At 37.8% G+C, this 26376-nt stretch carries 26 protein-coding genes, 2 tRNA genes and 1 pseudogene; 13 read left to right on the top strand and 16 right to left on the bottom strand.

Translation table 11 applies throughout. The annotated features are described in order from the left end of the window. Positions 1 to 126: 126 nt before the first annotated feature. Positions 127 to 2115 carry a transketolase gene (gene tkt / locus FPL17_RS06780; protein ID WP_159884126.1) on the bottom strand — a complete coding sequence of 663 codons (1989 nt, stop codon included), beginning with the start codon at positions 2113 to 2115 and terminating at the stop codon, positions 127 to 129. 382 nt (positions 2116 to 2497) lie between these two features. On the opposite strand from tkt, the gene metK reads away from it, so the two are divergent. Next, positions 2498 to 3664 (top strand): methionine adenosyltransferase, encoded by a 1167-nt coding sequence (metK, locus tag FPL17_RS06785; RefSeq protein ID WP_005293361.1) that lies wholly within the window; start codon positions 2498 to 2500, stop codon positions 3662 to 3664. Between the two features lie 58 nt (positions 3665 to 3722). Here metK and FPL17_RS06790 read toward each other — a convergent pair whose 3' ends face one another. Then, positions 3723 to 3980, bottom strand: a complete 258-nt coding sequence (locus tag FPL17_RS06790; protein WP_005189320.1) for a hypothetical protein — start codon at positions 3978 to 3980, stop codon at positions 3723 to 3725. Positions 3981 to 4221: 241 nt separating this feature from the next. On the opposite strand from FPL17_RS06790, the gene FPL17_RS06795 reads away from it, so the two are divergent. Next, complete coding sequence (locus tag FPL17_RS06795; protein WP_151717084.1) at positions 4222 to 4410, top strand: hypothetical protein; 189 nt, start codon at positions 4222 to 4224, stop codon at positions 4408 to 4410. 47 nt (positions 4411 to 4457) lie between these two features. Here FPL17_RS06795 and FPL17_RS06800 read toward each other — a convergent pair whose 3' ends face one another. From FPL17_RS06800 to FPL17_RS06830, 8 genes are all read right to left on the bottom strand, one after another. Beyond that, positions 4458 to 5024: an FxsA family protein gene (locus FPL17_RS06800; protein WP_005189327.1), complete on the bottom strand. Its 567-nt coding sequence runs from the start codon at positions 5022 to 5024 to the stop codon at positions 4458 to 4460. 176 nt (positions 5025 to 5200) lie between these two features. Continuing rightward, on the bottom strand, positions 5201 to 5635 hold the full coding sequence (locus FPL17_RS06805; RefSeq protein WP_159884128.1) for a putative hemolysin: 435 nt from the start codon (positions 5633 to 5635) through the stop codon (positions 5201 to 5203). Between the two features lie 189 nt (positions 5636 to 5824). Then, entirely contained in the window at positions 5825 to 5986 is a 162-nt protein-coding gene (locus FPL17_RS18750) for a hypothetical protein (protein ID WP_167515359.1), read from the bottom strand. Positions 5987 to 6166: 180 nt separating this feature from the next. Beyond that, complete coding sequence (locus FPL17_RS06810) at positions 6167 to 7585, bottom strand: NAD(P)/FAD-dependent oxidoreductase (protein ID WP_159884130.1); 1419 nt, start codon at positions 7583 to 7585, stop codon at positions 6167 to 6169. 596 nt (positions 7586 to 8181) lie between these two features. After that, complete coding sequence (locus FPL17_RS06815; protein ID WP_004807774.1) at positions 8182 to 8394, bottom strand: cold-shock protein; 213 nt, start codon at positions 8392 to 8394, stop codon at positions 8182 to 8184. A gap of 473 nt (positions 8395 to 8867) precedes the next feature. Further along, entirely contained in the window at positions 8868 to 9077 is a 210-nt protein-coding gene (locus FPL17_RS06820) for a cold-shock protein (RefSeq protein WP_004653101.1), read from the bottom strand. Positions 9078 to 9187: 110 nt separating this feature from the next. Further along, positions 9188 to 9421: a hypothetical protein gene (locus FPL17_RS06825; RefSeq protein ID WP_005152356.1), complete on the bottom strand. Its 234-nt coding sequence runs from the start codon at positions 9419 to 9421 to the stop codon at positions 9188 to 9190. A gap of 184 nt (positions 9422 to 9605) precedes the next feature. Beyond that, positions 9606 to 9682: transfer RNA gene (locus FPL17_RS06830), tRNA-Met, on the bottom strand. Positions 9683 to 9979: 297 nt separating this feature from the next. Between FPL17_RS06830 and ruvC the strand changes: the two genes are divergently transcribed. Both ruvC and FPL17_RS06840 read left to right on the top strand, forming a co-directional pair. Then, positions 9980 to 10525: a crossover junction endodeoxyribonuclease RuvC gene (gene ruvC / locus FPL17_RS06835; protein WP_005152354.1), complete on the top strand. Its 546-nt coding sequence runs from the start codon at positions 9980 to 9982 to the stop codon at positions 10523 to 10525. Positions 10526 to 10542: 17 nt separating this feature from the next. After that, entirely contained in the window at positions 10543 to 10938 is a 396-nt protein-coding gene (locus tag FPL17_RS06840; RefSeq protein ID WP_159884132.1) for a hypothetical protein, read from the top strand. Positions 10939 to 10993: 55 nt separating this feature from the next. Here FPL17_RS06840 and FPL17_RS06845 read toward each other — a convergent pair whose 3' ends face one another. Next, complete coding sequence (locus FPL17_RS06845) at positions 10994 to 12481, bottom strand: NAD(P)H-hydrate dehydratase (RefSeq protein ID WP_159884134.1); 1488 nt, start codon at positions 12479 to 12481, stop codon at positions 10994 to 10996. 23 nt (positions 12482 to 12504) lie between these two features. Between FPL17_RS06845 and queG the strand changes: the two genes are divergently transcribed. Together queG and bioB are read left to right on the top strand one after the other, a co-directional pair. Next, complete coding sequence (queG, locus tag FPL17_RS06850) at positions 12505 to 13617, top strand: tRNA epoxyqueuosine(34) reductase QueG (protein ID WP_159884136.1); 1113 nt, start codon at positions 12505 to 12507, stop codon at positions 13615 to 13617. Positions 13618 to 13708: 91 nt separating this feature from the next. Next, entirely contained in the window at positions 13709 to 14698 is a 990-nt protein-coding gene (gene bioB / locus FPL17_RS06855) for a biotin synthase BioB (RefSeq protein ID WP_159884138.1), read from the top strand. A 44-nt stretch (positions 14699 to 14742) separates the two neighbouring features. On the opposite strand, the gene FPL17_RS06860 is transcribed toward bioB, so the two are convergent. Together FPL17_RS06860 and FPL17_RS06865 are read right to left on the bottom strand one after the other, a co-directional pair. Beyond that, positions 14743 to 14955: a hypothetical protein gene (locus FPL17_RS06860; protein WP_005211887.1), complete on the bottom strand. Its 213-nt coding sequence runs from the start codon at positions 14953 to 14955 to the stop codon at positions 14743 to 14745. 132 nt (positions 14956 to 15087) lie between these two features. After that, positions 15088 to 15435 (bottom strand): hypothetical protein, encoded by a 348-nt coding sequence (locus FPL17_RS06865; RefSeq protein WP_159884140.1) that lies wholly within the window; start codon positions 15433 to 15435, stop codon positions 15088 to 15090. Positions 15436 to 15924: 489 nt separating this feature from the next. Between FPL17_RS06865 and FPL17_RS06870 the strand changes: the two genes are divergently transcribed. From FPL17_RS06870 to FPL17_RS06900, 7 genes and pseudogenes are all read left to right on the top strand, one after another. Next, positions 15925 to 16458, top strand: a complete 534-nt coding sequence (locus FPL17_RS06870; RefSeq protein ID WP_005189351.1) for a fimbrial protein — start codon at positions 15925 to 15927, stop codon at positions 16456 to 16458. 79 nt (positions 16459 to 16537) lie between these two features. Continuing rightward, entirely contained in the window at positions 16538 to 17272 is a 735-nt protein-coding gene (locus tag FPL17_RS06875) for a fimbrial biogenesis chaperone (protein ID WP_005189354.1), read from the top strand. Positions 17273 to 17335: 63 nt separating this feature from the next. Further along, positions 17336 to 19912: a fimbria/pilus outer membrane usher protein gene (locus FPL17_RS06880; protein ID WP_159884142.1), complete on the top strand. Its 2577-nt coding sequence runs from the start codon at positions 17336 to 17338 to the stop codon at positions 19910 to 19912. Continuing rightward, positions 19909 to 20937: a fimbrial protein gene (locus FPL17_RS06885; RefSeq protein WP_159884144.1), complete on the top strand. Its 1029-nt coding sequence runs from the start codon at positions 19909 to 19911 to the stop codon at positions 20935 to 20937. The genes FPL17_RS06880 and FPL17_RS06885 overlap by 4 nt, the downstream gene beginning before the upstream one ends. Positions 20938 to 21091: 154 nt before the next feature. Next, positions 21092 to 22078 carry a DUF4882 family protein gene (locus FPL17_RS06890; protein WP_159884146.1) on the top strand — a complete coding sequence of 329 codons (987 nt, stop codon included), beginning with the start codon at positions 21092 to 21094 and terminating at the stop codon, positions 22076 to 22078. Positions 22079 to 22435: 357 nt separating this feature from the next. Then, positions 22436 to 22729: a hypothetical protein gene (locus FPL17_RS06895; protein WP_005189371.1), complete on the top strand. Its 294-nt coding sequence runs from the start codon at positions 22436 to 22438 to the stop codon at positions 22727 to 22729. Positions 22730 to 23337: 608 nt separating this feature from the next. Further along, positions 23338 to 24488 (top strand): annotated as a pseudogene (locus FPL17_RS06900) (catalase family protein). Between the two features lie 26 nt (positions 24489 to 24514). On the opposite strand, the gene FPL17_RS06905 reads toward FPL17_RS06900, so the two are convergent. The 3 genes from FPL17_RS06905 to FPL17_RS06915 form a co-directional block, all read right to left on the bottom strand. Further along, positions 24515 to 24913, bottom strand: coding sequence for a hypothetical protein (locus FPL17_RS06905; RefSeq protein ID WP_159884148.1), 399 nt, complete (start codon positions 24911 to 24913; stop codon positions 24515 to 24517). Positions 24914 to 25368: 455 nt separating this feature from the next. Continuing rightward, complete coding sequence (locus FPL17_RS06910) at positions 25369 to 26196, bottom strand: hypothetical protein (RefSeq protein ID WP_159884150.1); 828 nt, start codon at positions 26194 to 26196, stop codon at positions 25369 to 25371. Positions 26197 to 26295: 99 nt separating this feature from the next. Then, positions 26296 to 26372: transfer RNA gene (locus tag FPL17_RS06915), tRNA-Ile, on the bottom strand. Positions 26373 to 26376: the final 4 nt, after the last annotated feature.

Consider the following 26376-nt stretch of genomic DNA (forward strand, 5'->3'; position numbering starts at 1 on the left):
TATAAAACCAAAGAGTATTTCATAATTTCTTTAACGTTCTATCACTATTGTTTTAAGAAACTCAATTCACATATGTAAAAAAGCGCCCTAATCAGAGCGCTTTTTTATACGACTTAATTCGATCGATTAAGCAGTCAGTTCTTTAACCGCAGCAACAACCGCTTCAGTGGTAATACCGAAGAATTGGAACAAGTCTTTTGCTGGCGCAGATTCGCCGTAAGTGGTCATACCGATCACTTTACCGTCTAAACCAACAAACTTCCACCAGTAATCCACATGAGCCGCTTCAACCGCTACACGTGCACGGATATGCGCAGGCAATACCGCTTCACGGTACGCAGCATCTTGCTTCATAAACTCTTCAGCGCATGGCATAGACACAACACGCACACCTTCAAGATGTGCATATGCTTCCATTGCCAATGAAACTTCTGAACCTGTTGCAATGATGATTGCTTTTAACTCGCCTTTCTCTTCAGCAAGTACATAACCACCTTTTGCAACGTTTTGAATTTGAGCTTCATTACGTGCTTGGAATGGTAAATTTTGACGAGAGAAAATTAAAGCTGATGGGCCATCTTTACGTTGAAGTGCAGATTTCCAAGACACAGCAGCCTCAACTGTGTCACATGGACGCCAAGTATTTAAGTTTGGTGTACCACGTAACGATGCAATTTGTTCGATTGGTTGATGCGTAGGGCCATCTTCACCCAAACCGATCGAGTCATGTGTATAAACATGAATCACACGTTGCTTCATCAATGCAGACATACGTACTGCATTACGTGCATATTCCATAAACATCAAGAATGTTGCAACGTAAGGAACGAAACCACCGTGTAAAGCCACACCATTCGCGATTGCAGTCATACCGAATTCACGAACACCGTAATACACGTAGTTACCCGCTGGGTTTTCTTGTACGCCTTGGCAACCTTTCCAAAGTGTTAAGTTAGAACCCGCCAAGTCAGCAGAACCACCTAATAATTCAGGAAGTAATGGACCGAATGCCTGTAAAGTATTTTGGCTTGCTTTACGCGTTGCAATGGTTTCTGCTTTTGCATTGGTTTCAGCAATAAATGCATCTGCTTGTGCAGCAAATTCAGCAGGTAAATCACCATTAATACGACGTAATAATTCAGCTGCGTCAGTTGGATATTTTGCTTGGTATTGAGCAAACAATTCATTCCAAGCTGCTTCAGAGGTTTGACCTTTTGCTTTTGCATCCCAAGCTGCATAAACATCTTCAGGGATAACAAATGAATCTTCTTTCCAGCCTAATGCTTCACGGGTTAAAACGATTTCGTCTTTACCTAATGGTGCACCGTGGCAGTCTTCTTTACCTTGTTTATTTGGTGAACCTAAACCAATGATCGTTTTACAGATAATGATCGTTGGCTTATTGGTTTCAGCTTTCGCTTCTACAGTCGCTTGACGGATTGCAGCAGCATCATGACCATCTACACGAAGAACTTGCCAACCATACGCTTTGAAACGTTGTTCAGTATCATCGCTGAACCAACCTTCAACTTCGCCATCAATCGAAATACCATTGTCGTCGTAGTACGCAACAAGCTTACCAAGCCCCAAAGTACCTGCAAGTGAACATACTTCGTGAGAAATACCTTCCATCAAGCAGCCATCACCTAAGAAACAGTAAGTGAAATGATCAACAACATTCAAGCCGTCTTTGTTGAACTGAGCAGCTAAAGTTTTTTCAGCTAACGCAAAACCAACCGCATTAGCAATACCCTGACCTAATGGACCAGTTGTTGTTTCGATACCAGGTGCATAGCCATATTCTGGGTGACCTGGTGTTTTAGAATGTAATTGACGGAATTGTTTTAAATCTTCAATAGATAACTCATAACCTGTCAAATGCAATAATGCATATTGCAACATTGAGCCGTGACCATTCGACAATACAAAACGGTCGCGGTTCGCCCATTGTGGGTTCGTCGGGTTATGATTTAAAAATTCACGCCAAACCACATCAGCGATATCTGCCATCCCCATTGGAGCACCTGGATGCCCTGAGTTTGCTTGTTGCACAGCATCCATTGCCAAGACACGAATTGCATTTGCAATACGACGTTCATTTAAAGGGGTTGTCATAAGTCAGAATCCGATTAAATCAATAATATGAGAGAAGATGAGAAATCATCTTTCAAAAACTGCGACTATTGTCTTAAAAAAACGACAGTGGGTAAAGTGCAATACACGATATTTCTTACTTTTCCCGCATTCATTTGGCATTCTGTGGGTAAATGTTCAAGTCATAAACAGAACACTGAGCAATCTAGGAAAAATTTAGACCGTCGATTACAGCTTTATTCATATAAAAAGCACCAAATATCAATTTTACTGATACACATATCAATAAAAACATAATGAAAATAGAATAAATTCCTGCTTTTTAGTCAGCTTATGCTAGTCCTATCCGCCAAGTCGATGTAACATACTCTGTCTTTTTGAAAATACCAGTGATAGGACGTTCATGCGCGAGTATGCTGTTTTTACTTCAGAATCTGTAAGCGAAGGTCATCCAGATAAAATGGCTGACCAAATTAGCGATGCAATTTTAGATGCAATCCTAAAAGAAGACCCGTATGCGCGTGTCGCTTGTGAAACATTAGTAAAAACAGGTGCGGTTGTTCTTGCTGGTGAAATTACAACGACAGCAAACGTTGACTTTGAAGCAATTGTACGTCAAACCGTAAATGGCATTGGTTATCACCATTCTGATTTAGGTTTTGATGGTTCAACTTGTGCCGTGATCAATATGATCGGTAAACAATCTCCTGAGATTGCACAAGGTGTTGACCGCCAGAAACCTGAAGATCAAGGTGCGGGTGACCAAGGTTTAATGTTTGGTTATGCAAGTCGTGAAACTGATGTACTTATGCCTGCACCAATTTCTTATGCGCACCGTTTAATGGAGCGTCAAGCAGAGTTGCGTCGTTCAGGTGCATTACCATGGTTACGCCCAGATGCGAAAAGCCAAGTAACATTTGCTTATGAAAATGGCAAACCTGTTCGTTTAGATGCCGTTGTATTATCAACACAGCACGATCCTGAAATCTCTCAAATTCAGCTTAAAGAAGCGATTATTGAAGAGATCGTTAAGCCGATCATTCCTGCTGAAATGTTTCATGCGGGCACCAAGTTCCACATCAACCCAACAGGTATGTTTGTGATTGGTGGACCTGTAGGTGACTGTGGTTTAACAGGTCGCAAAATTATTGTCGATACTTATGGCGGTATGGCACGTCACGGTGGTGGTGCTTTCTCAGGTAAAGATCCATCGAAAGTTGACCGCTCTGCAGCCTATGCTGGCCGCTATGTAGCAAAAAACATTGTTGCTGCAGGTTTAGCAGACAAATGTGAAATTCAAGTGAGCTATGCAATTGGTGTTGCTGAACCTACTTCGATTTCAATCAATACATTCAATACAGGTAAAGTATCTGACGAATTGATTATTCAACTCGTGCGTGAACACTTCGACTTACGTCCATACGGCATCACGCGTATGCTTAACCTGATCCAACCAATGTATAAGCAAACTGCAGCTTATGGTCACTTTGGCCGCGAAGGTTCAGACTCTGCCTTTACTTGGGAAAAAACTGATAAAGTTGAAACGCTTAAAGATGCAGCTGGATTGTAATCCACACTGCTCTTCCATAAGAAAGCTCGCAATTGCGAGCTTTTTTATTACCCCAAAATTATTTATTCGAATCGGTATTATCTTGTTTAAACATTTCAAACAATGAATTGCTTTGAACTGGCTGATCTTCTTGATGATGCTGAATATATAAATGCGCAAGTTTAATCACGACGACCACTGCAAGACAAGCCGCTACACAAAACATCCACATCCCGTATGGACTACGGATATGATGAGAGCCACAATATGGGCACTCTTTATCTGTTGATGCGACGACCTTGTCACAACATGCACAATGATATTGATATAACATCATTAATTCCTCCTACCACTTATTTTTTATTTTCTTTTTACAACATTTTCAAATGTCACACTTTTATCCTATGAGAAAAAAAATGAGAATTCAATCTAGTTTTCTGACCTATTCATTCAAATTAACAAATTTTTATGACAATTTGATTAGATTCCAAAGCCCAAGAAAATATTGAGGCGGTTAATATTATTTTGATCTTTCACATAATTTGATAAAATAGTCTTTTGAAATTGTGGAATACATCATGACCGAATTAATTAATAAAGGTGGATTTCGCGAGCGTGCAAATCGTAGTCGCAAATACAAACAATCAGAAAATGAAGTCACTACACTTCAAGCAAGCCAGTATCAACCGCAAAACAAAGCGGAAGTTAACCCAACTCCGACTTCAAAACAAACACAAGCTCAGCAAGATAAAAAAGATGAGATATAAAAAAAGCACACGCTATCGGTGTGCTTTTTTATCTACATTGAACTGAATTAGTTCACATCTTTAAATTCAATTTTCTTTTGATCAGGCTTCACTTCACGTGCTTCACCATCAATAATGGTTGAGTCACGATATTGACCACCGCCTTGCTGGTTTTGCATATCCTGCATCTGACGCATCAGATCTGCAAATGGATTTTGTCCTGCAGCACCTGCACCGCCACCCATTCCACCCATCATTTTATCCATCATAGCTTGCTGACGTTTTGCCATAGTTTTCATCAGTGCATTGCGGAATGCCGTTTGAACAGGTGGAATTAATACTAATACCGCCAATACATCTGAAATTAAACCAGGAACCATTAGCAAAAAACCAGCCATTGCAAGTGCAAGTTTTTTGGTCACTGCTGGATCAGCACCTAATTGCCCTGTCATCTGCATTTGTTGTAACTGCGGCATAATACCTGAGGTACTTGAACGAACAAGGTTTAAACCAATAAAGAATGCGATGATGAACCAGAAAAAGACATACCACATACTTCCAACGAGGTCGCCCACGCCAATCCAAACTAAAACTTCAGCAATTGTGCCAAATACCACGATAAGAAGTAGATTCATGTCAAATCTCTAAAATTAAAACTTTGTGCAATCTTGATGAATCAATCCTGACACAACAAATAAAATAAACTCAATAAACTAATTGATGGGTACATTTCTTAATTTATCAAGTCTAATATGAAAGCTTGTATAAAAAAGCTCCCAAAATTGAGAGCTTAGACAATCTACTTTAAAAATTAACCACAAGTTGCTTGAGTAATTTTTTTAGACTTAGGGTCAATCGTTACGGTCACACGGTTTTCACGATAATCCATCGTAACAGGCTGGTTTGGTCCAACACTACGTACAATTTCAGACTTGGTTTTTTGTTTGATTTGCTCTTCGCTTAGTCCAGACTGACCAATTAACTTGGTCGCTTCATCTGCTAGACATTTAGGTTGGCTCGCGCGGAAAAGCTCCCACTCTTCAACCACTTGACCGTTCGGCAACTTACAGTATCCAACCTGACCATTGGCTTCGTTGCGGATTTCCAGCTGTCCGCCTTGGTCTACACAGTATTTGCTTGCCGGATTAGGCATACCGATTTTTGGAGGTGTCATATCTTTATTTGGTGTTGCTGAACACGCTGCCAATGAAGTGACAATTGCACCTAAAAGTAAGATCTTTTTCATAATTTGAATTCTAAGAAAGTAAAAAGTAAAGATAACAAAATTATTTAGATTATTATGTCTATGATTTGAAACAAAAACATAGGCTATAGTAGGTATTACATAGAAACACAGCAATGGTAATTTTCAATCACCACATAATTTAGTGTCAATCAAACCTGACAGGTCTAAATTTAAACAGTTGAGAAAAATTTATTGAACAATGATGTATTCCAACCGAATCGCCTCATCGACCAAATAATGCTCTTTAATAATATAAAAATAAGGTCTCGTATCCACCCATGAATCCATCTCCATAATGGCCTGTGTGTAACCCAATGTCGCAGAAAAATCTTTGACTTGTACAATATCCATGGAATTCATCCTTTTTACTTCTTCGAATACATGATCTTTATCTATCTATAGAAAAAAATCAAATCAATCAATTTGATTGGCTCACTCATTTTCTATAAGCCATTATCATGTATTGCTAAGCTGCGTAAAAATACCTCTAATTTAAGAGGCATTTTTTATTACTTTAATATAAATGGGTATTTAAAACGAAACCATTTTGCCAGGATTGAGCATCCCAGTAACGCCATACCAACCTTTTGACATTGGAATCGCCAATGGCGCCAATAGGCGACCAAATAAAATATCGCTGTGTTGAATTTTAGTGAGCATTGCATAATCCGCATTCTTACCCGAAAAATCATCAGCAATTGCTTTACCAATACGCACGGTTTGCGCCACACCGTGCCCACTCCAACCATGCACTGCATAAATTGGATACTTATTTCCAAACTTACGATTATCAGTCGCGCCGTTCATGGTTAGATCACTGACACCGCTCCAACAGAAATCCATCTCAACATTGTTTAACTGTGGGAACACTTTATTGACTCGACCCAGCAAATATTGATTAATGTGCCCTACACTCCAGCTTGTACCTGTTCCTTGCCCACCAAAAAGCAATCTATTATTCGAAACACCCCGATAATAATCAATCTGTAACTGCGTATCGTAAACAGGATGATCATGTGGCAATAATTCAGTGATGGGCACATCTAATGGTGCCGTCACTGCGATATAAGTGTGGAAGGGAATCGCAGTCTGCTTCTTTTTAGGCAATAACTTAAATGCATTATGATGCACAGCAATCACAACACTTTTGCGTGCTTTTATCACACCAGACGCTGTTTGAACATAAATACCATCTGCTTGTTCAGAAACTGAATTGACTTCGGTTTGTTCAAAAACTTGACCACCGTTTTTACAAAAGCCATGTACCAAAGCACGGTTTAGCGCCAAAGGATGAATATGCCCACCTAAATCATCCACCAAACCACCTTTATATAGGTCAGACTTGATCAATGCTTTTAATTCATACTCACCGACTACTTTAGTGTGATCTTCCCCCAAATACTTTCGGGCATCTGCACCTTGAGTCAAAGCAATCAGATGCCCCTCATGCACTGCAGCGGTAATGTGTCCACGCTTACGTGCTAGATTTACATCATACTTTTCTGCAATCTGATCAATTAAAGTCATCGCTTCTGTAGAGGTAAAATGCCAAAGTTTTTTTGCATCTTCATAACTAAAGCGCTTAATCATCTCTTCGGCTTCCCAGCGTGCAAGGCCTGGGGTAAGCTGCCCACCATTTCGACCTGAGGCTGCAGAACCAATACGATTCTTTTCAACTAAAATCGTTTCAATACCTTGCTCAGCCAAATGCAATGCGGCTGAAGCACCGAGTAATCCTCCACCAATAACCACCACATCACATTCTTGATCTGCTGTTAAAGCATCAAAACAATGCCAGTCCTCTAAAGAACTTTCATAATAATTTGCAGGATGGTCAAACTGCCCATGCTTTGGGTTGACCCAGCTCCACTCATTAGAATTTTTATATGCTTTGCTTTCTTTAAATACAACATCATCTAAATGCGTTGGTTTTTTTATATCGCCATACATTTGAAATTCACCTAAAAACAATTTATTACTCAATAATGGACAAAGCTTATCCCAGCAAGAATGAACAATAAAACTAGAATCTTTCAATAATTTTGATAGGTTAACAACATGAGAGAACTTTAAGCATTGGGCAGCAATACATATTTTTGTGTTTTAAAATATAAGGAAGAATTTTTGAATTGATAATTTTATTGAAATAGAATGAGCTCAAATTTAAAAAAGCACCCGAAGGTGCTTTTCTCTCTCATAAGCTCGTTGCAATCAATACCACAAAGCTGAATAACAACGTACCTAAAGATCTTTTACAATGTACATGAACTTCTTGCTCAAACCCTTGAGCATACGGCTCCAAGTTTTCCATAACTCTCACGCTCATTAAATGTACTACACTTATTAATTTGCCTAACAAATCAATAGAAATAAATTAGCAAAAAGTCGTATATCTCGCTAGTGCAATTTTTCAACCAAATGGTGAATTTATGACAAAAATCGGCAGTTAATACAGAATAATTTAAAAAAACGCGCCTTAAGAATCAAAAATATGAAGGTATAAAAAAGCCCACCAAAGTGAGCTTTTTTATATATCGTGCTTAGTTTTAAGCAACGACAGTGATACCACTTGCTTGAGGGCCTTTTTTACCTTCTGTAATCGTAAAAGATACGCGTTGACCTTCATGGAGAACTTTGAAACCACTGCTTTGGATTTCGCTGAAATGAGCAAAAACGTCTTGACCAGAGTCTGCATGAATAAAGCCAAAACCCTTAGTTTCGTTGAACCACTTAACTGTACCAGTCACAGTATTAGACATATATTTAAACCTATTTTAAAAAATTTGGGGCGCTTAGCAGCGAGCAACTTGGAATCATAAACTCTGAGAGGAAATCTGATAAAACGAAAGGTTTATCTACAACTATGAGATGCAAGATTTTCTGAATCAACAGCGTTATTCTTCTAGTTAGCATTCACTATACACGACTTTACATTTTTCACGCAATCTCAATCTCGACTCAAACCTCTTTTTCCAAGACCTGACTAAGCATTTAAGACGAATAAATATGATATTTTTATATTAATTTTCATAAGTTTAAAATTGCTGCTGCTATTTTAAATTCTAAAATCTGATACTTATATAAAATTTTAACATATTATTTCATGCCATTTTGACCTCAAATAGCAAACTACATTTTCATCATTTTGTTTCGTTTTATATGCTTTACACCTATTTTCAATCACAAAAAAAGCCCACATGTTGTGAGCTTTTTTTTCACTGGTCTAAAGTACTTAGATAACAGTAATAAGAGTTGCTTGTGGTCCTTTTTTACCTTGACCAAGAACAAACGAAACGCGTTGGCCTTCATTCAAAACTTTGAAGCCTTTGCTTTGGATTTCACTGAAATGAGCGAAAACATCTTCACCAGAATCAGCTTGAATGAAACCAAAACCTTTAGTTTCGTTGAACCACTTAACAGTACCAGTAACTGTATCAGACATACTTTTAAACCTTTTAAACTTTGTTCATTTATGAGTTAGATCAAAATTTTTCAATAATGACCTAACACAATCTATCGTTATTAGATAGATACTACAAGTGCAAGAACTGTTTATGTTAATCGATAAAGCTGATTAACATCTGTATAGAAGCTTTTCCCGTCTAAATTAAAGTCAATTTCTTGACCAGATTCCAACAGTACTTTCTTTCCAACCTCTACCCACTTTGAACCGTTCAACGTATTTTGCTGACGTTTCAATGGGATAATTCTCACACAAATTTCATTGCCATTGCTGGCTTTGGCTACACGCCATTCATTAATAATTTTTAACACAAAATCACTCATTCCTGAGCTCAAGTGATCGATTTTGTTTACTATAACGCTAGACAGATGAGAGATAACAACTACATTTCTAGAATCTAATAATTTTTAGCTTTATTTAGGGTTATTTCAGCTAACTTCATTACTGCCTATTCTTTTTAGACAGTAACTTTAAATACATCACAGAGCATAACTAATTTAATTCGGTTGGTAGCGGGAGCTGGATTTGAACCAACGACCTTCGGGTTATGAGCCCGACGAGCTACCAGACTGCTCCATCCCGCACCGACGAGTTAGCTTTATACGCACATCTCCCTCACAATGCAAATTATTTTTATAAAAATCGCTTAATTTATCAATTAATGTCTAAATTACGTACAAAACGTTCAAAACTCACTCTCATTTAATCTGATTGAGCCAAACTTGCAAATGGCCTCGAAAGTTTCAGATATGGAATAAATCAACTAAGATTCGCTCAATAAAACAACTATTTCTTTATAATTCAAAATTCTACAAAAATATTATGCAGTAAAAAGCCCATTATGTAACAATATCAACATCCTTTCATTTATATAGTGCTTCATGTCATTAATTATTGGTATTGATCCCGGTTCACGCATAACGGGTTACGGAATTATCGAAAAAGATGGCAACAAGTTACGTTTTGTCGATGCAGGGACGATTCGTACTGAAACACAAGAAATGCCTGAACGTTTGAAACGTATTTTTGCGGGCGTAGAACGTATCGTTAAATTTCATGGTCCTACTGAAGCAGCCGTAGAGCAAGTGTTTATGGCACAAAACCCTGATTCAGCCTTAAAGCTCGGTCAGGCCCGTGGTGCGGCAATCGCTGCATTGGTAAATCTAGATTTACAGGTCGCAGAGTACACAGCACGTCAAATCAAGCAGTCTGTTGTCGGTTATGGCGCTGCAGAAAAAGAACAAGTACAGCTTATGGTAATGCGTTTGCTTAATTTAACTATTCAACCCCAAGCAGATGCAGCGGATGCGCTTGCCGCAGCAATTTGTCATGCTCATGCATCAGGTAGTATGAGTAAAATGGCAGTACTCAATGCCTTAGGTGGTATGGCACGCGGCCGTAGCCGTTCCAGCAGCAGACGCCGTTAAATTAGGAACAAACTAATATGATTAAAAGTAATCTATTAGATAAGACTATCAAGCCTTATATAGACTTTAAAGAAAAGTTGGGAAATTTGATTAAAGGGTACGGCTTTGTCCCCATTTCTTATTATGCTGACTCTAAGAAAGAAATTGCCCACAAAATTCTCCCTATATTACGATCATATAGAAAATTAATTATTAAAAAAGACAATATATCTCTACCTACATGGGTTTTAGACTCAAAGTATCCTCAAGATTTCAGTGATGATGAGCTAAATTACATCTGGTTAGACTATCTAAATAAAATGATTCTTGCTTTTGAGTTAGTCTTGGCAGGAAATCATAGTACAGAGGCTGAAAAACAAATCGAGGAAGGTTTGAGATTATTTACAAGCTATTATCAGCATTTATGGGATTAACCTAAAAGCAATCTAGTTAAAAAAATCTAACTCCCCTCACCACTATTAATAAAAATTATTGATTCACGACTTTATAAATCATTTTCCCCATATCATGCGCTTGTAACCCCCTTACTCCATCCTCAGCTAAGAGATCGCCTGCCAGCGCATGTAAACTCACGATTTCATGTAATGCAATTTGCTCATAAAGTTGGGCTTTTAAACTGGCGATCATCCCCGCCAATACATCTCCCATTCCCCCAGTGCCCATACCTGCATTACCGTGCCTACAAATAAATAATTGTTCTTCTAAAATTAAACTGCCTGCACCTTTCAACACCCACTGACCTGCATACTTTTGTTGCAGTTGCTGAATCGCTGTAATTCGATCTTGCTCAATGTCAGCAGCAGTACATCCCAATAAGGTTGCAGCTTCACCTGAATGCGGGGTTGCATATAAGTGATTATTTAATTGTTGCGGATATTTTGCCAAAAACCAGAGTCCATCTGCATCCAGTACAACCTCTAAATGAGAGTTTTGATTGAGTAACGCAAACCATTGCTGATAAATATGTTCAGCCCATTGATCCCGTCCTAAGCCCATTCCGAAACATACGGCATCGACCTGTTTAAGTAACTTCTCAATATCTTCTTGATCTAAGCTGTTAATATCTCGCACCATAATATTGGGTGCACGCGCCAAAATGGCTTGATGATGTTTTGCATGGCAAATGACACTGACTTTACCGGCCCCCGCATAGAAGGCCGCTTCAGCGGACATGATCACTGCACCGCCCATGTCTGCATGTCCACCAACAACCAGCACATGCCCATAGCTTCCTTTATGTCCAAAAGCCTGACGTTTCGGCAAAACGATTTTTTCAGGCGACAAATAAGCAAGTGCTTTTAATTCTTGGTCAACTGGAATCAAACTCAGCAAATGTAGTTTCCCTACATATTCCTTGCCTTGACCAGTAAATAAACCTGCTTTGTAAGCCAGAATCGTAAAGGTTTGGTCAGCTTGCACGGCACAGGGCAAAGCTTGTCCAGTATTGGCGTTGAGTCCACTAGGGATGTCAATCGAAACTTTTAAACCTGTTTGTGCATTGAATAGTTGAATAATATCCTGCCAGTTTGGATCTAGCATTCGGTTGAGACCAATGCCAAATAAGGCATCAATATGACAATCAAAAGTGGGCAGTTCCTGATGGACAGCATTTTCAGATAAAAGATAATCAACACTTTGGATATCAACCTGATTGCACTGCGCATAATCTACGGCTTGTTTTAAATCTACAGATTGACCCAGTTCCGTTGCATAAACAGTGATACAAAACCCCTGCTGTTTCAGAAATGCAGCAATATAATATCCATCACCTGCATTATTGCCTTGTCCGCACCAAACAGCGATCTTTCGAGTTTTGCTCTCCTTAAATTGCTCGATAAGGTGCTGTGATATTGCCCATGCCGCCTGCTGCATCAGTCCTAAAGATGAATTTTGCTGAGCAAACCAACGTTGCTCCCATGCTTGAATACTTTGGCTATGGTAAACTACAGCTTGCATGTTTTCCCCTTTATTATCGGTTTATGGTTTCTAGCACTCCATCTCAAACACAGTCTCAAAGAATCGAGCTACAACAGCTTGACCCTGAGGCGCTTAAAGCATGGATAAAAACTCAGGCTTTAGAATTGGGTTTTTCTGATTGTGTCATTGCCAAACCAGATGCTCAAGATCAAATGCCACGTTTCAAAGAATATTTAGAACGGGGTTATCATGCAGATATGCACTATTTAGAAGAAAACCTAGAAAAACGTGCTGACCCAACCTTGCTTGTGCCTGGGACTAAAAGCATTATTTGTGTGCGTATGAACTATCTTGTGGCATCCCCCAAGCCCCGTTATGTACCATTTGAACCAAATTCGGCCATTATTGCGCGCTATGCACGTGGTCGTGATTATCATAAAGTCATGCGTGGACGTTTAAAAACCTTAGCAACTCGTATCAAAGAAAAAGTCGGTGATTTTGAATCGCGTCCTTTTGCCGATTCTGCCCCTATTTTTGAAAAGTCTTTGGCTGAAAGCGCAGGCATGGGATGGACGGGTAAGCATACTTTGCTGATCCATAAAAAATCTGGGTCTTTTTTTGTTTTAGGAGAACTGTTTACTTCTTTAGAACTGCCTTTTGATCAACCTGCGACTGCACATTGCGGTTCATGTACTGCCTGCATCGATATTTGCCCGACACAAGCAATTGTGGAACCTTATATGCTAGATGCAAGAAAGTGTATTGCATACTTAACCATTGAATATAAAGGGATCATTCCCGAGGAATTACGCTCTGGCATTGGCAATCGTATTTTTGGTTGTGATGACTGTCAGTTGATTTGTCCTTGGAATAGCTTTGCCAAAAAAGCGTCCATTCCCGATTTCGACCCGAGACATAGCTTAGATGACATCAGCTTGTTAGAGATTTGGCAATGGGATGAAGCGACTTTCTTAACCAATACCGAAGGCAGTCCAATCCGCCGTACAGGTTATCAATCCTTTAAACGCAATATTGCAATCGGTCTGGGAAATGCTCCATACTCAGCAGAAATCGTCACTCAATTGCAAGATGCAAAAACGTTGCACGATGACATCGTCAATGTACATATTGATTGGGCAATTCAACAGCAATTGCAGCAAATAAACGTACACTGAATAGAAAAATGGTGTTTTTTGCCCTTTGGCTTTGGCACGATTTCTGTATGATGAATCTCAATGTCTGTAATCAATCATCATGGATATAACAATGACTTTACGTAATGACTGGACTCGTGATGAAATCCAAGCCTTATATGACCAACCTTTTTTAGACTTAGTATTTCAAGCACAAGGCGTTCATCGTCAACATTTCCAAGCAAATGCGATTCAGGTCAGTACCCTGCTTTCGATTAAAACAGGGAAATGTCCAGAAGACTGTAAGTATTGCTCACAATCTGCTCGTTACGATTCTAAGTTAGAAGCAGAAAAGCGTATTGCCGTTGATAAAGTTATTCGTGAAGCTCTTGCAGCAAAAGAATCTGGTTCATCGCGTTTCTGTATGGGCGCTGCTTGGCGCAATCCACATGAGCGTGATATGCCTTACGTGCTTGAAATGGTACGTGAAGTGAAAGCATTAGGTCTAGAAACCTGTATGACTTTAGGCATGCTCAACCAATCTCAAGCAGAACGCTTAAAAGATGCAGGCCTAGATTATTACAATCATAACCTAGATACATCACGTGAATACTATTCTCATATCATCAGCACACGTACTTTTGACGACCGTCTGGATACGCTAGATCATGTCCGTCAAGCAGGTATGAAAGTCTGTAGTGGTGGTATTGTGGGCTTAGGTGAAAGCCGTAATGACCGTATTGGTTTATTACATGAGCTTGCGACCATGCCAGTACACCCTGAATCTGTGCCAATTAACATGCTAGTTCCAATTGAAGGCACACCTTTGGCTGATGTAGAAAAACTTGATGTGACTGAATGGATCCGTACCATTGCTGTAGCGCGTATTATCATGCCACACAGTTATGTTCGCCTCTCTGCTGGTCGTGAATCATTAAGTGATTCTGACCAAGCGCTTGCCTTTATGGCAGGTGCAAACTCACTCTTCTCTGGTGAAAAATTACTTACGACGCCAAATGCGGGTGAAGGTAAAGATCAGCTCTTATTTGCCAAATTAGGTTTAACTGCAGAAAAACCGAAACCAACCGTTGCCGAACTTTCCGTAGATGCCATGAGTGCATAAACAAAAAAAGCCTTGTCATTTGACAAGGCTTTTTTTAGATATGATTAAATTGATGTGACCAAAATGCCATATTTAGCATTTAAAAACATTCCAATACGGATGATATCAACACCTGCTGCATGGGTTACTGACAGTTCTTGGCTATGCACATCAAAATGAAATGAATCAAAAATGTCTTGATGTTGCATCAACCATGCAATCGTATCAGCAATACTCTCATCAACAGTATATGTTTCTGATTTAAAGTCCTTATTCATAGCACTATGTTATATCTTCACTTGATCTTTCCATCATAGCGGATTGATAACGTTAGTGCAGCTTGTAAAAAAAACACTTAGTAAAGGACATTGCTCACTAAGTGTGTAAAACGGGAATATACATCTAAAGACTTAAGCCGCTTGTGGGCTTACAATCGTTTGACCTGCTTTTAAGCTTTCAACTGCCTTTGCATTAAACGCCAAAGTCAGTACATGGTTATCTAAGTGAACATGATAAGACTGAATCAATGACTGCTGCCCTTCATCTGTTTCAAGCACGTATTCATCTGCAATATTTAAAATACCCTCTAAATTGGTCGTACTAGAGGCACGATCGTGGCTGAATAAATCATAGATCGTCTGCAAATTAAAGCTGGTCTGCTGTTCCGTTGGGTGACTTTTTAAATAACTTTCTAGGAATAAAACAAACTTGTGTGCAAAGAAATAGTAGTTTGGTTTGTGGGTATAAAGCATGTTCATTGAAAGCTCCTTTCGGCGTTTTTTTCATCTAATCATGACTAAAAAACTAAGGATTTAACCTTAAAAGATTCTTAAAAGAACTTTGAGCTTTTTGTAAACACACTTAACAATCATTCTAAAAACTTGATTATTCATCTAAATTATTTTTTCACTTTTGTTAATCAAATCACATAAAAATACAATTTCCGCCACAAATAGATCAAAAAATAACCATACAGCCCATTTTTTATGAAAGGAAAAAACAATCAGTCTTAAGCAATTTTAAACAAACTGATTGGTAAAATAAGTTTTGCATAAAGCAAAAACTTTTCATATCAATAACTTATTAACCATCGGAAAATTAGATTAAAAGCACTATAAATAATGTGATGCAGTTTGCATTTTTAAAACCTAGTGATATATATTTCGCACATTACTTGTTCAGCGCAAAAATCCAACTGAGAAGTAATTTTAATTCAAACTTTTAGCCGATGTGTTCGAGAAATTATTATGAAAAAACTTGCTTTGATCGCTACTCTTTCAGTTGTTGGTATCGCTAACGCTCAAGCTGCAGATGGAACGATTACAATTAATGGTCTAGTAACAGACAAAACTTGTGACATCGTTACTCCAGCGGGTAAAGACTTTACTGTAACGCTTCCTACTGTATCTAAGCAAACTCTTGCTAACGCAGGTGCGGTTGCTGGTCGTACACCATTCCAAATCAACTTAGGTAACTGTTCAGAAGGTAAAGTTGCAACTTACTTCGAACCAGGTGCAACTGTTGACTTCAATACTGGCCGTTTACTTAACCAAAACGCTGCTGGCGCGAAAAACGTTGATGTTCAATTACTTGGTAACAACAACCAAGTAATCCCAGTGCTTGCTGCTGGTAGCAACGGTGCTCAAGCTAACTCGCAATGGGTTGACGTTGTAGAAGGCGGTACTGCTGACCTTAACTACTATGCTGAATACTATGCAACTGGCGCGTCTACTGCTGGTGAAGTAAATACTTCAGTTCAGTACACTATTATTTATCAGTAATCTTTGATAAATGTTGCGAATTTCTAGGTTTCTAGAAATTCGCAGTTGTACACTTCACGCAATCATAGAGTAAATTTAAATGGCACTGAACAGTTACAATTTTTTGCTTGGTTTAACGATGTCGTCGGCTTTAATCGCAAGTCAATCACATGCAGAAATTATTTTGCATGGTACTCGCGTTATTTATCCATCTGATGCTCGTGAAGTGACTTTGCAAGTCAGTAACAATGGTTCTAAGCCATCGCTTGTTCAAGCATGGATTGACGAAGGTGATGCTAAAAGTACGCCGGATCAGTCTAAAGTTCCGTTTATGATTACCCCTCCTATTTCGCGTGTTGATCCAACGAAGAGCCAATCTCTTCGTATTACTGCATTACCCAATGCAGCACAATTAAATCAAAAACAAGAAACTGTTTTTTGGCTGAATGTTTTGGATATTCCACCAAGACCAACAGCAAACAGTAAAGACGCTGTACCTGATAATTTTTTACAGCTTGCAATCCGCTCACGCATTAAATTTTTCTACCGTCCTGCAAGCATTAAAGCTGATGCCAATCTCGCTGGTGAAAAATTACAATGGGCTAAAAGTGGTCAAACACTGATTGTAAAAAATCCAACGCCGTTTCACGTCACTATGACTGCGGTGTATCAGCAAAATGCAGGTAAACCTGTTGACTTGCTGCCTAAAGGTTTGATGCTACCGCCTTTTTCAGAGGACAAAATCCAATTGAAAGCTGGTAATACTGAAAAACTGAGCTATGTAAACATTAATGATTACGGTGGTCGTATCGAACACCAGATCAAGCTTCAATAACAAACAAATTTATTTCCAATCAATAAATGATTTTGTACCTATCCTTGAATAGGCGAACGGATTATGTCAAAGAAAAATGCAACAGCTAAATTCTTGAAGCGTCGTATTTGTTATTACCTTACTTCAGGGGTAGTTACAATCACGATGCCTATGGCTGTTTATGCAGTAGAACAGACAGCAGAACAAGCACCACCAATGGAAGCAGAATTTGACTCTGTTTTCTTAATCGGTGATGCACAAAAACTTGATATTTCTCGTTTTAAATATGGTAACCCAGTTTTGCCTGGTGAATATAACGTTGACGTTTATATCAATGGTAACTGGTTTGGCAAAAGAAGAATGATGTTTCGTTCAGCAGAACAAAACAAAAATGCCTTTACCTGTTTTACTTCCACCTCATTACTTGAATATGGCGTAAAACAAGACGTTCTTGTGAACCGTACTGAATCCGCTGCGCCAAATGCATGTTACAAAATTGAAGAATGGATCGAAAACGCCTATTACGATTTTGATACTTCACGTTTGCGTATTGATATTTCGATTCCACAAATCGCATTACAAAAAAATGCGCAAGGTTACGTTGATCCAAGTATTTGGGATCGTGGCGTAAATGCTGGATTTTTATCTTATAGCGGTAGTGCCTATAAAACCTTTAACCGTTTAAATGACAATAAAGAAACCACCAATGCCTTCATGGCGATTACTGCTGGTGCAAACATTGCCGGTTGGCAACTTCGCCACAATGGTCAGTGGCAATGGCAAGATGGCGCTCAAAGTGAACTAGATTCAAATACTAAAAAGAAATCAAATTACGAGTCTACAAGTACCTATTTACAACGTGCCTTCCCTCAGTATCGAGGAGTTGTAACCTTAGGTGATAGCTTTACCAATGGTGAGTTATTTGACTCATTCGGTTACCGCGGTTTAGATTTTTCAAGCGATGACCGTATGCTACCCAATAGTATGCTTGGCTATGCGCCACGTATTCGCGGTAATGCAAAAACCAACGCCAAAGTAGAAGTTCGCCAACAAGGTCAGTTGATTTATCAAACTACGGTAGCGCCTGGTAGTTTTGAAATTAATGACCTCTACCCTACAGGTTTTGGTGGAGAACTCGAAGTTTCGATTATTGAATCAAATGGCGAAATACAAAAACTTGCCGTTCCTTATGCATCTGTTGTGCAAATGTTACGTCCTGGGCTCAGCCGTTACTCAGTCACTGCGGGTGAATTCCGCGACCGTGATATTGATTTAACGCCATGGGTTACACAAGGTAAATACCAACGCGGTATTAATAACTATTTAACAGGCTATACAGGTTTTCAATTAGCGGAAGACTATAGTGCTTTGTTATTAGGTGCAGCAGTTGCAACACCGATTGGTGCTGTCTCATTCGATATTACTCAGTCAAATACAGATTTTGACAAACAAGGCTCACAATCAGGTCAAAGTTTCCGTTTAAGTTATAGCAAACTTATTTCACCGACTAACACCAACTTAACGTTAGCGGCCTATCGTTATTCGACTGAAAACTATTATAAGTTACGTGATGCCCTACTAATTCGTGATCTTGAAGATAAAGGCGTGAATACTTTTGCTGTAGGTAAACAGCGTAGTGAATTCCAAATCACTCTGAACCAAGGTTTACCTGAAGGTTGGGGTAATATTTATATGGTTGGTTCTTGGAATGACTATTGGAATCGTAATGAGACCAGCCGCCAATATCAAATTGGTTATAGCAACAATTATCATGGTTTAACCTACGGTCTTTCTGCGACCAATCGTCAGATCGAATATGGTTCAAGTAGCACCCAAACACGTGATACAGAATATTTGATGACCCTTTCTTTCCCAATCAATTTCAGAAAGAATTCTGTTAACGTCAATGCAAACGCTTCTGAAAACAACCGCACAGTTGGTATGAGCGGCATGGTTGGTGATCGTTTCAACTACGGTGCTTCTGTATCTCACCAAGACAGACAGAACCCGAGCTTCAACGTTAATAGTCGTTATCGTACAAACTTTGCCACAGTGGGTGGTTCTTATAGTATCGCTGATTCATATCAACAAGCGATGCTCAGTGTCAGCGGTAGCGTTGTTGCTCATTCAGATGGCATCCTGTTTGGCCCAGAACAAGGTCAAACCATGGTACTGGTGTATGCGCCAGATGCGGCAGGTGCCAAAGTCAACAACACCGTTGGCCTCAGTGTGAATAAGTCTGGTTATGCTGTTATTCCTTATGTAACACCATACCGTTTAAATGACATCACACTTGACCCACAAGAAATGTCGACCAATGTTGAATTAGAAGAAACCAGCCAGCGTATTGCACCTTTTGCTGGTGCGATTGCAAAAGTTGATTTCTCGACCAAGAAAGGCTATGCCATCTACATTAATACCAAAACAGCAACAGGTGAAAGCTTACCATTCGCTGCACAAGTCTTTAATACTAAGGATGAATCTGTTGGTATCGTGGCACAAGGCAGCATGGTGTATTTACGTACTCAAGAACCAAAAGGTGATTTGTATGTAAAATGGGGCGATGAAGCCAATGAACAATGCCATTTCAGTTATGATGTTACAGCACAACTTTCTAACGATCAGCAAAGCATGATCATGTCTGAGGCCGTATGCAAATGAAAAAATTACTCTTAAATAGTGCTTTGCTTACCGCAGGTCTCGGCATCTATACTGAAGCCAATGCAGCATGTCGTATGCCCACCTATACAGCAAATGATGTACTGATGTCAGTGGGCCGAGTCGTTGTTCGCCCGAGTGATGAAGTTGGTAAGATTCTGCGTAAAGCTACTTTTCCAATTAGTTCTGTAGGTGGTAGAAATGCAACTGTAGTAGATAATTGTAACTCTAGTGATCGCCTAATCGCGGAATTAAGTCAGGCTTATCCTCTTAGCTCTCAGGGAAACAATATTTACACAACTAATATTCAAGGCATTGGTATTCGTCTTTACCGTGAAGCTGAGAATGCCAGTAATTTCTCTGGCTATTATCCCTATGTTCGTGGGGGGTTGGCACCTAGAACAACCTATAATTTAGCATCAGGTTATTTTGTGGTTGAGATTGTTAAAATTGCAGAACAAACTGGCTCTGGTGCTTTAGTGCCTGGGCGATACAGTAGTTACTATGTACAAGGTTATGCAGATCGTCCCTTCCTTACAAGTACGGTACTTGGTAATGCGATTACCATTGCCTCTTCCTCTTGTGAGCTGCAAGGTAATATTAATAAAGTGGTACAACTTCCTACTGTGATGAAATCAGGTTTTACTGGTGTCGGTTCAACCCAAGGAGAGCAAGCCTTCGACTTAAATATCTTATGTAATGGTGGTAAAAACCCAACTGGATACGAAGAGAAGAACCAGATCAGTTTAGATTTTGACTTTCCACAAGATGGTACAAATAACCAAGTAATGTCCAATACAGCACCAAACTCGACTAAAGCAAATGGTGTTGGCGTTCAATTACTTTGGAAATATCAAAATAAAAATCAGGTCATTCGTAGAGGAGATAAATTAGATGTTGGTACAGTGAACTCCAACCAAACTGTACAATACAACATTCCTTTGTCTGCTCGATACTATCAAACAGCGACCAATGTTACTGCAGGTACTGTTCGAGCGATGGCAACAGTGACCATTCAATACGATTAATCTTTTATAAGACCTCTTCTCAAACGAGAGGTCTTTTTTTATAAAACTCAAAAAAAAACACATATAAGTTATTAATTTTAAAATTAATAACTACAGGATTACTCACATTTAATTTTTGATAAAAACCGTAAATAACACACCAGAGGAATAAGCAATGAAAAAAATGAGTATATTTGCACTTAGCCTAGCTTTGCTAGGCTGTGGTGAAAACCAAAATGGTTCACAAAATAATGCCCATACTCAACCTACAGCAGCAACAACCACAAGCTTTAGTTTACGCAATTTTAGCCAACCACAAACATGCCAATATAACTTTGACGCTACACAGCAAGATTATAATGATTCATGGAACAATCAAAATTCAGATTATCTGATGGGTGTATTTCCTACAAGCAATGGACAAAAGTTTAGCTTCACTGTTGCCCCACCTTATTTTACAGACTATTACCCCGAAGAAAATTTAACTCTTAATTATTTTGACTTCTTAGCAGCAAGTAAGAAAAGATTGCAAACATCAGGCGACAATGAAGGATTTCGCCCTCCATTTCTAGATAGTTCAGGTGATCTACCTTTACCTAATACAGGGATTCTTGCTTTAGAAATACAAATAGACATTCCCGCAGCCCCACTTAACGGTGGTTACTATGGCGAACCTAAGTCATCATATTCAACAGATATCAATTTTAGTGGTGAAACCGATAATGGCTATATTGTAAAATCCCTTTATTCGTTTGCAGCAGGTAGTGCTGATCCAGATTTTGGTGAAAATCCTCCATTTGTATTATTTACTCTCGGTTACCAAAAGAACGATAATACTGAATATAATTCAATAGCTTATTACTACAATAAAATGACCGACTATCAAAGTAAATATCATCGCGTAGGTATCTATATCAACCAAAATACCAAACAGGTTGGCTTTATTGTCAATGGTGTAGATCAGGGGTATCAAGGAATACTCCCTGCCCCATTGAAAAATATAGGTTTTGATATCCGTAGCTGGGTTGGTTCAGATAAAGACGGTAAATTCTCAGACAAACTCACAGGACTAGAGTTCTCATCTGAGCTGATCACTGACCGCAATGCGCTACAATTCAGTTACCCTCAAGGCACAACGGACATCTGTGGCAATGTAATTTAGTCTAGCTTAGTGTCACAAAAGCCTAATCGTCGATTAGGCTTTTTTCTTACCCAAAATAGCAATCCCATAATTCTCCCGTAACAATGGTATGCCTAAGTTCCATATTTGAGTTTTAAAATATGCTACAACAGTCGTATAATGCATACTAGACAGGTCAGGTTTTTAAATTCGCATTAAAACAAAAATATGTGACACGATTAACAAAATAAATTTATTATATTGATTATCAATTTAAAAATAAAACTTTAAATAGATCACACTTTAAATAACTATTTAATCAATATTGAATTTTAATATTGCCTTAATAATAAGTTCCATGTTAATTAATGCTTAATACATTTATAAAAGGCAATAAACATGTATAAAAAAATTTATAAATCTGCCCTACTTTTATCATTAATGGCATTTGCTTCGGTTAGTTATGCTGCAAGCACAATCCAGTTGAATGGAAGTATTGTAGAGGATACCTGTTCACAGCAACATGACAATAGTGATTGCCAGCAATTGAACGTTCTACGTGATAAAATTGAAACACAATCCATTTCAATCAATGACTTAAATATTCAAACACAAAAGAATACGACTACAGATATTAGCTTTGAGCAGTTACCAGATCAAAAAAATGCTGTTATTATTGCAAACTACTACTAGTTAATATATTTATTATTAAGATGTGAATTAATTAACACTTATAAAAAGTTCACATCTTTTTAATGATCAAATTTATTTAACAAAAAACCAAATCTATTTAGAATTAATTCACAATCAACAAGTAGAATGTCATGCTTCAGTTTCTATAAATGATTATCAATAAGAAAATATTTTTAAAATACTTAACTAAAACTAGATGCTTGAACTATTTCACCCATCTCACTATACACATATCAAGCAACCAGGAAGTCTTCTTTAGTTTCTAAATGATCAAAATAATAAGGACAAAATAGCTTAGAATCTCTGAAACATGAATGCAGAGCCTGACAAATCGCTATAAAATTGATTGTTGATGCAACAGATCGTAGTCTTAAACTCATTGATCCAAATTATTAAAAACCTATGAAAATCGTTGTTATGTTTTTTATCGCCAAGAACAAAGATGGTTAAATAGCCAATTCTAGAAAATGTATCAAATGCTCACTGACTCAGGTATGTTAAATGACTAATCATAGTAAGAAAATCAATTAGATCAACCCTCCTCCGTCTTACATTCCTTCAACAGGTACGGTCAAGTTACTCAGTGGCTTATGCCAAGGAGCATATTAATGTCAGGTTTCATTCCATTGATACGTTTTAGTCTACTGTTTGCAATCACTCCAATACTGATCAGTACCAGTGGATGTGCTTATCACCATTCAAAATCAAAAAATTTAATCAATGCACATAGAATCCCTTATCCAACCATTGATACGGGATTAGGTGAAAAATTACAGCCAAACGAGAATATACTGGCAGAACAAATTGCTGAGCAGATTGGACAAAGTATCCTTCAAAAGTACACAGCAGGTCATGCGTTAAGAGATGCACACCCCAAAGCTCATGGTTGTGTTCGGGCAGAATTCCATGTCTCGAAATCATTACCATCAAGTCTAGCGAAAGGCATTTTTATTCCTGATAAATCATATTCAGCATGGATTCGTTTCTCTAATGCTTCAGGAGATGCTACACAAGCTGATAATAAAAAAGATGCTCGAGGATGGCAATCAAAATTCTAGGCGTTACAGGGAGGAAGATCCTTGAGAATGATGATCAAGCAATCACTCAAGATTTTATTATGATTAACCATCCTGTATTTTTTGTGAACGAACCACAGCGCTATTTATCATTTATAGAGGATGTGAATAGCAAAAGTATGCTAAAAAAATTACAGATCCCTTTTACTTTAGGCTTACAAGGAACAATAAACGCGGTTAAAGCAAGTAATTCAAAAATTTCTAATCCAATACAGGCCAGATATTGGTCTATGGTTCCCTATCAATTAGGATTAGGCGCTGATCGTCAAGCTGTTAAATATTCAGCAAGACCGTGTATTCCAAATAAAGTGGCGATACCAAACAAACCTAGCCACGATTTTTTAAGAGAAGCCCTGCGAAAAAATTTAGAAACAAGTGATGCATGTATGGAGTTTCTGATCCAGCCTAGGACTACGAGTAAAATGCTTGTAGAAGATTCGATGACGGAGTGGAAAGAAGATAAAGCTCCCTTTTATCAAATTGCAACAATCCATATTCCTAAACAGATTTTTGATACACCTGAGCAAAATGAGTTTTGCGAGAATCTTTCTTTTACACCTTGGCATGCGCTTCCTGAACATAGACCCTTGGGTACGATCAATAGATTACGAAAAGTGATTTATGAGAATATTAGTACAATTCGACATGAAATGAATGCCGTACCAAGACAGGAACCTCAATGAACTATTCTATTCAGATACGGTTTCATCTATTCAAAAATATTGACTTGAGTCTGCCCATCTATTGAGAATATACATTTACCTTTGAATTCTTGTGCATTCCCCAATTCATTTTCGGCGCAGAACTCTAAGTAAATATACACGTCTCCACTTTTTTGATTTATATAGTAATTACCACGTAAATTTTCATTAAAACTAACCGTCTTTTTCTTTGTTACATTAGAAAGCACGAGTTTTTTGCACTTTTCAATCATTTGTTCCTTATTTAAGTTAATTTCAGACTTTCGAATATAAGCAGAGCTTTTGCTCAAATCTCTCGCATTTTTTCGATTATCATTCTCAATTATATAAGAATCAAATTCCGCAACAATATTAGGGTCTTTACTCTTATAATCCTCAAAACTTTCACACCCTAATAAACCTAACATGATGGTGAAAGCCAAGATATTCTTCACTTTAATAATCTATAAAATTAAAAAGTATAATATAGCAAAAATAATGAAATATGACAAAATTGAAAAGTATCTATAATTGTAGAGGCGATTTCTTATACTTTTCTATATGTTTTAAAAATTAGCCCACCCTCTTCAGAAAAACTCATAAATTGACTAACAGTAGTAAAACTGCATGAGATAATTGATTTGAAGCTAAAGATGTAAAAGTGGGATGCAAGAGTGAAAAAACCATAGTAAAAATTACAACAATTAATTGAATCTGGTAGATGCTTAGTAAATTCAATAGATGCTGCAACAATCCTAGGCTATAAGACTAAAATGCTTCAAGTTTGGGCAAGCACTGGCGAAGGTGATCTTACCTGTACTAACGAAAAATGGTGCAAGATGACCCTTAACGGATATTCGACATATTATAGGGGCTTATACTCCTATTTTTCATCTAATAGATTAACAAAACCGTCACCTTTTAAGACGAAGTACTGATTATCGTTATTATTACCATGCCTTTTTAAAAAAATATATTTTCCATTATAATATTCAACACTTAAATCTTCTTTAATAGAAAGCTTATTTTTAACTTTAGTTATGTATACAATTTCATTTTCGATGTTTTTAATTTTATTTAGTTCCGAATAAACATCAGCTATCTCATAAAAAAATGCCATTACAAAAATTAAAATAATTAAACCATATAACGAAGCACCTCCAATTTTATCATAAAATATAATTTTTTTAAAAAATTGTTTAAAATCATAATCCGATACTTCACTATAATCTTTTTTACTTCTAAAATAATATAGATAATTGATTGTGATATAATAATAACAAACTAACTGTACAATTAAAAATTCAAAAACGATTCTCATTATTACATTTACTAAATTAGCATTACCCTTATAAATTCCATAAACAAAATAGGACAACATACCTATTAACAACAAATAAGATATAGTATATCTCAAAAAATTTATTATATTCCAACCTAGTCTTGTATTCTTCGCTTTAAAATTTATTTGACTGAACCCCTTATAAATCAAATAAGATAAAAATGAGAGAAATATTACTAGTAAACCGTCAGGAACTACTTGCTCAACTGCAAAAAATCTTACAAATGAAGAATCCATATTGGCAAGTTTTAATACTTGTAATAAGCCTCCAAGTATTGCAGGAATAAAGATTAAAACCCCCCAGTGTTCTACTAAGATTTCTTTATAAGTTTCCAACTTACTTTTTTTTGATTTTTCAATGCTAAACATAGCCTAACCTTTTCTTGTTTTAATAATTACATAGTGATTACATGGAATCAGACATTAAAAAAGCACTTACAATTAATGCATGTAAGTGCTTGATATATATGGTGGGCCCACCGTGACTTGAACACGGGACCAACGGATTATGAGTCCGCTGCTCTAACCAACTGAGCTATAGGCCCTAAA

It is taken from the genome of Acinetobacter dispersus, assembly GCF_009884975.1.
In the GTDB taxonomy this organism is placed as follows: Bacteria; Pseudomonadota; Gammaproteobacteria; order Pseudomonadales; family Moraxellaceae; genus Acinetobacter; species Acinetobacter dispersus.

Excerpts from the sequence above, each read along its gene's own strand:
- tkt (WP_159884126.1), bottom strand. The coding sequence starts at position 2,115 with ATGACAACCCCTTTAAATGAACGTCGTATTGCAAATGCAATTCGTGTC.
- metK (WP_005293361.1), top strand. The coding sequence starts at position 2,498 with ATGCGCGAGTATGCTGTTTTTACTTCAGAATCTGTAAGCGAAGGTCAT.
- FPL17_RS06790 (WP_005189320.1), bottom strand. The coding sequence starts at position 3,980 with ATGATGTTATATCAATATCATTGTGCATGTTGTGACAAGGTCGTCGCA.
- FPL17_RS06795 (WP_151717084.1), top strand. The coding sequence starts at position 4,222 with ATGACCGAATTAATTAATAAAGGTGGATTTCGCGAGCGTGCAAATCGT.
- FPL17_RS06800 (WP_005189327.1), bottom strand. The coding sequence starts at position 5,024 with ATGAATCTACTTCTTATCGTGGTATTTGGCACAATTGCTGAAGTTTTA.
- FPL17_RS06805 (WP_159884128.1), bottom strand. The coding sequence starts at position 5,635 with ATGAAAAAGATCTTACTTTTAGGTGCAATTGTCACTTCATTGGCAGCG.
- FPL17_RS18750 (WP_167515359.1), bottom strand. The coding sequence starts at position 5,986 with ATGGATATTGTACAAGTCAAAGATTTTTCTGCGACATTGGGTTACACA.
- FPL17_RS06810 (WP_159884130.1), bottom strand. The coding sequence starts at position 7,585 with ATGTATGGCGATATAAAAAAACCAACGCATTTAGATGATGTTGTATTT.
- FPL17_RS06815 (WP_004807774.1), bottom strand. The coding sequence starts at position 8,394 with ATGTCTAATACTGTGACTGGTACAGTTAAGTGGTTCAACGAAACTAAG.
- FPL17_RS06820 (WP_004653101.1), bottom strand. The coding sequence starts at position 9,077 with ATGTCTGATACAGTTACTGGTACTGTTAAGTGGTTCAACGAAACTAAA.
- FPL17_RS06825 (WP_005152356.1), bottom strand. The coding sequence starts at position 9,421 with ATGAGTGATTTTGTGTTAAAAATTATTAATGAATGGCGTGTAGCCAAA.
- ruvC (WP_005152354.1), top strand. The coding sequence starts at position 9,980 with ATGTCATTAATTATTGGTATTGATCCCGGTTCACGCATAACGGGTTAC.
- FPL17_RS06840 (WP_159884132.1), top strand. The coding sequence starts at position 10,543 with ATGATTAAAAGTAATCTATTAGATAAGACTATCAAGCCTTATATAGAC.
- FPL17_RS06845 (WP_159884134.1), bottom strand. The coding sequence starts at position 12,481 with ATGCAAGCTGTAGTTTACCATAGCCAAAGTATTCAAGCATGGGAGCAA.
- queG (WP_159884136.1), top strand. The coding sequence starts at position 12,505 with ATGGTTTCTAGCACTCCATCTCAAACACAGTCTCAAAGAATCGAGCTA.
- bioB (WP_159884138.1), top strand. The coding sequence starts at position 13,709 with ATGACTTTACGTAATGACTGGACTCGTGATGAAATCCAAGCCTTATAT.
- FPL17_RS06860 (WP_005211887.1), bottom strand. The coding sequence starts at position 14,955 with ATGAATAAGGACTTTAAATCAGAAACATATACTGTTGATGAGAGTATT.
- FPL17_RS06865 (WP_159884140.1), bottom strand. The coding sequence starts at position 15,435 with ATGAACATGCTTTATACCCACAAACCAAACTACTATTTCTTTGCACAC.
- FPL17_RS06870 (WP_005189351.1), top strand. The coding sequence starts at position 15,925 with ATGAAAAAACTTGCTTTGATCGCTACTCTTTCAGTTGTTGGTATCGCT.
- FPL17_RS06875 (WP_005189354.1), top strand. The coding sequence starts at position 16,538 with ATGGCACTGAACAGTTACAATTTTTTGCTTGGTTTAACGATGTCGTCG.
- FPL17_RS06880 (WP_159884142.1), top strand. The coding sequence starts at position 17,336 with ATGTCAAAGAAAAATGCAACAGCTAAATTCTTGAAGCGTCGTATTTGT.
- FPL17_RS06885 (WP_159884144.1), top strand. The coding sequence starts at position 19,909 with ATGAAAAAATTACTCTTAAATAGTGCTTTGCTTACCGCAGGTCTCGGC.
- FPL17_RS06890 (WP_159884146.1), top strand. The coding sequence starts at position 21,092 with ATGAAAAAAATGAGTATATTTGCACTTAGCCTAGCTTTGCTAGGCTGT.
- FPL17_RS06895 (WP_005189371.1), top strand. The coding sequence starts at position 22,436 with ATGTATAAAAAAATTTATAAATCTGCCCTACTTTTATCATTAATGGCA.
- FPL17_RS06905 (WP_159884148.1), bottom strand. The coding sequence starts at position 24,913 with ATGTTAGGTTTATTAGGGTGTGAAAGTTTTGAGGATTATAAGAGTAAA.
- FPL17_RS06910 (WP_159884150.1), bottom strand. The coding sequence starts at position 26,196 with ATGTTTAGCATTGAAAAATCAAAAAAAAGTAAGTTGGAAACTTATAAA.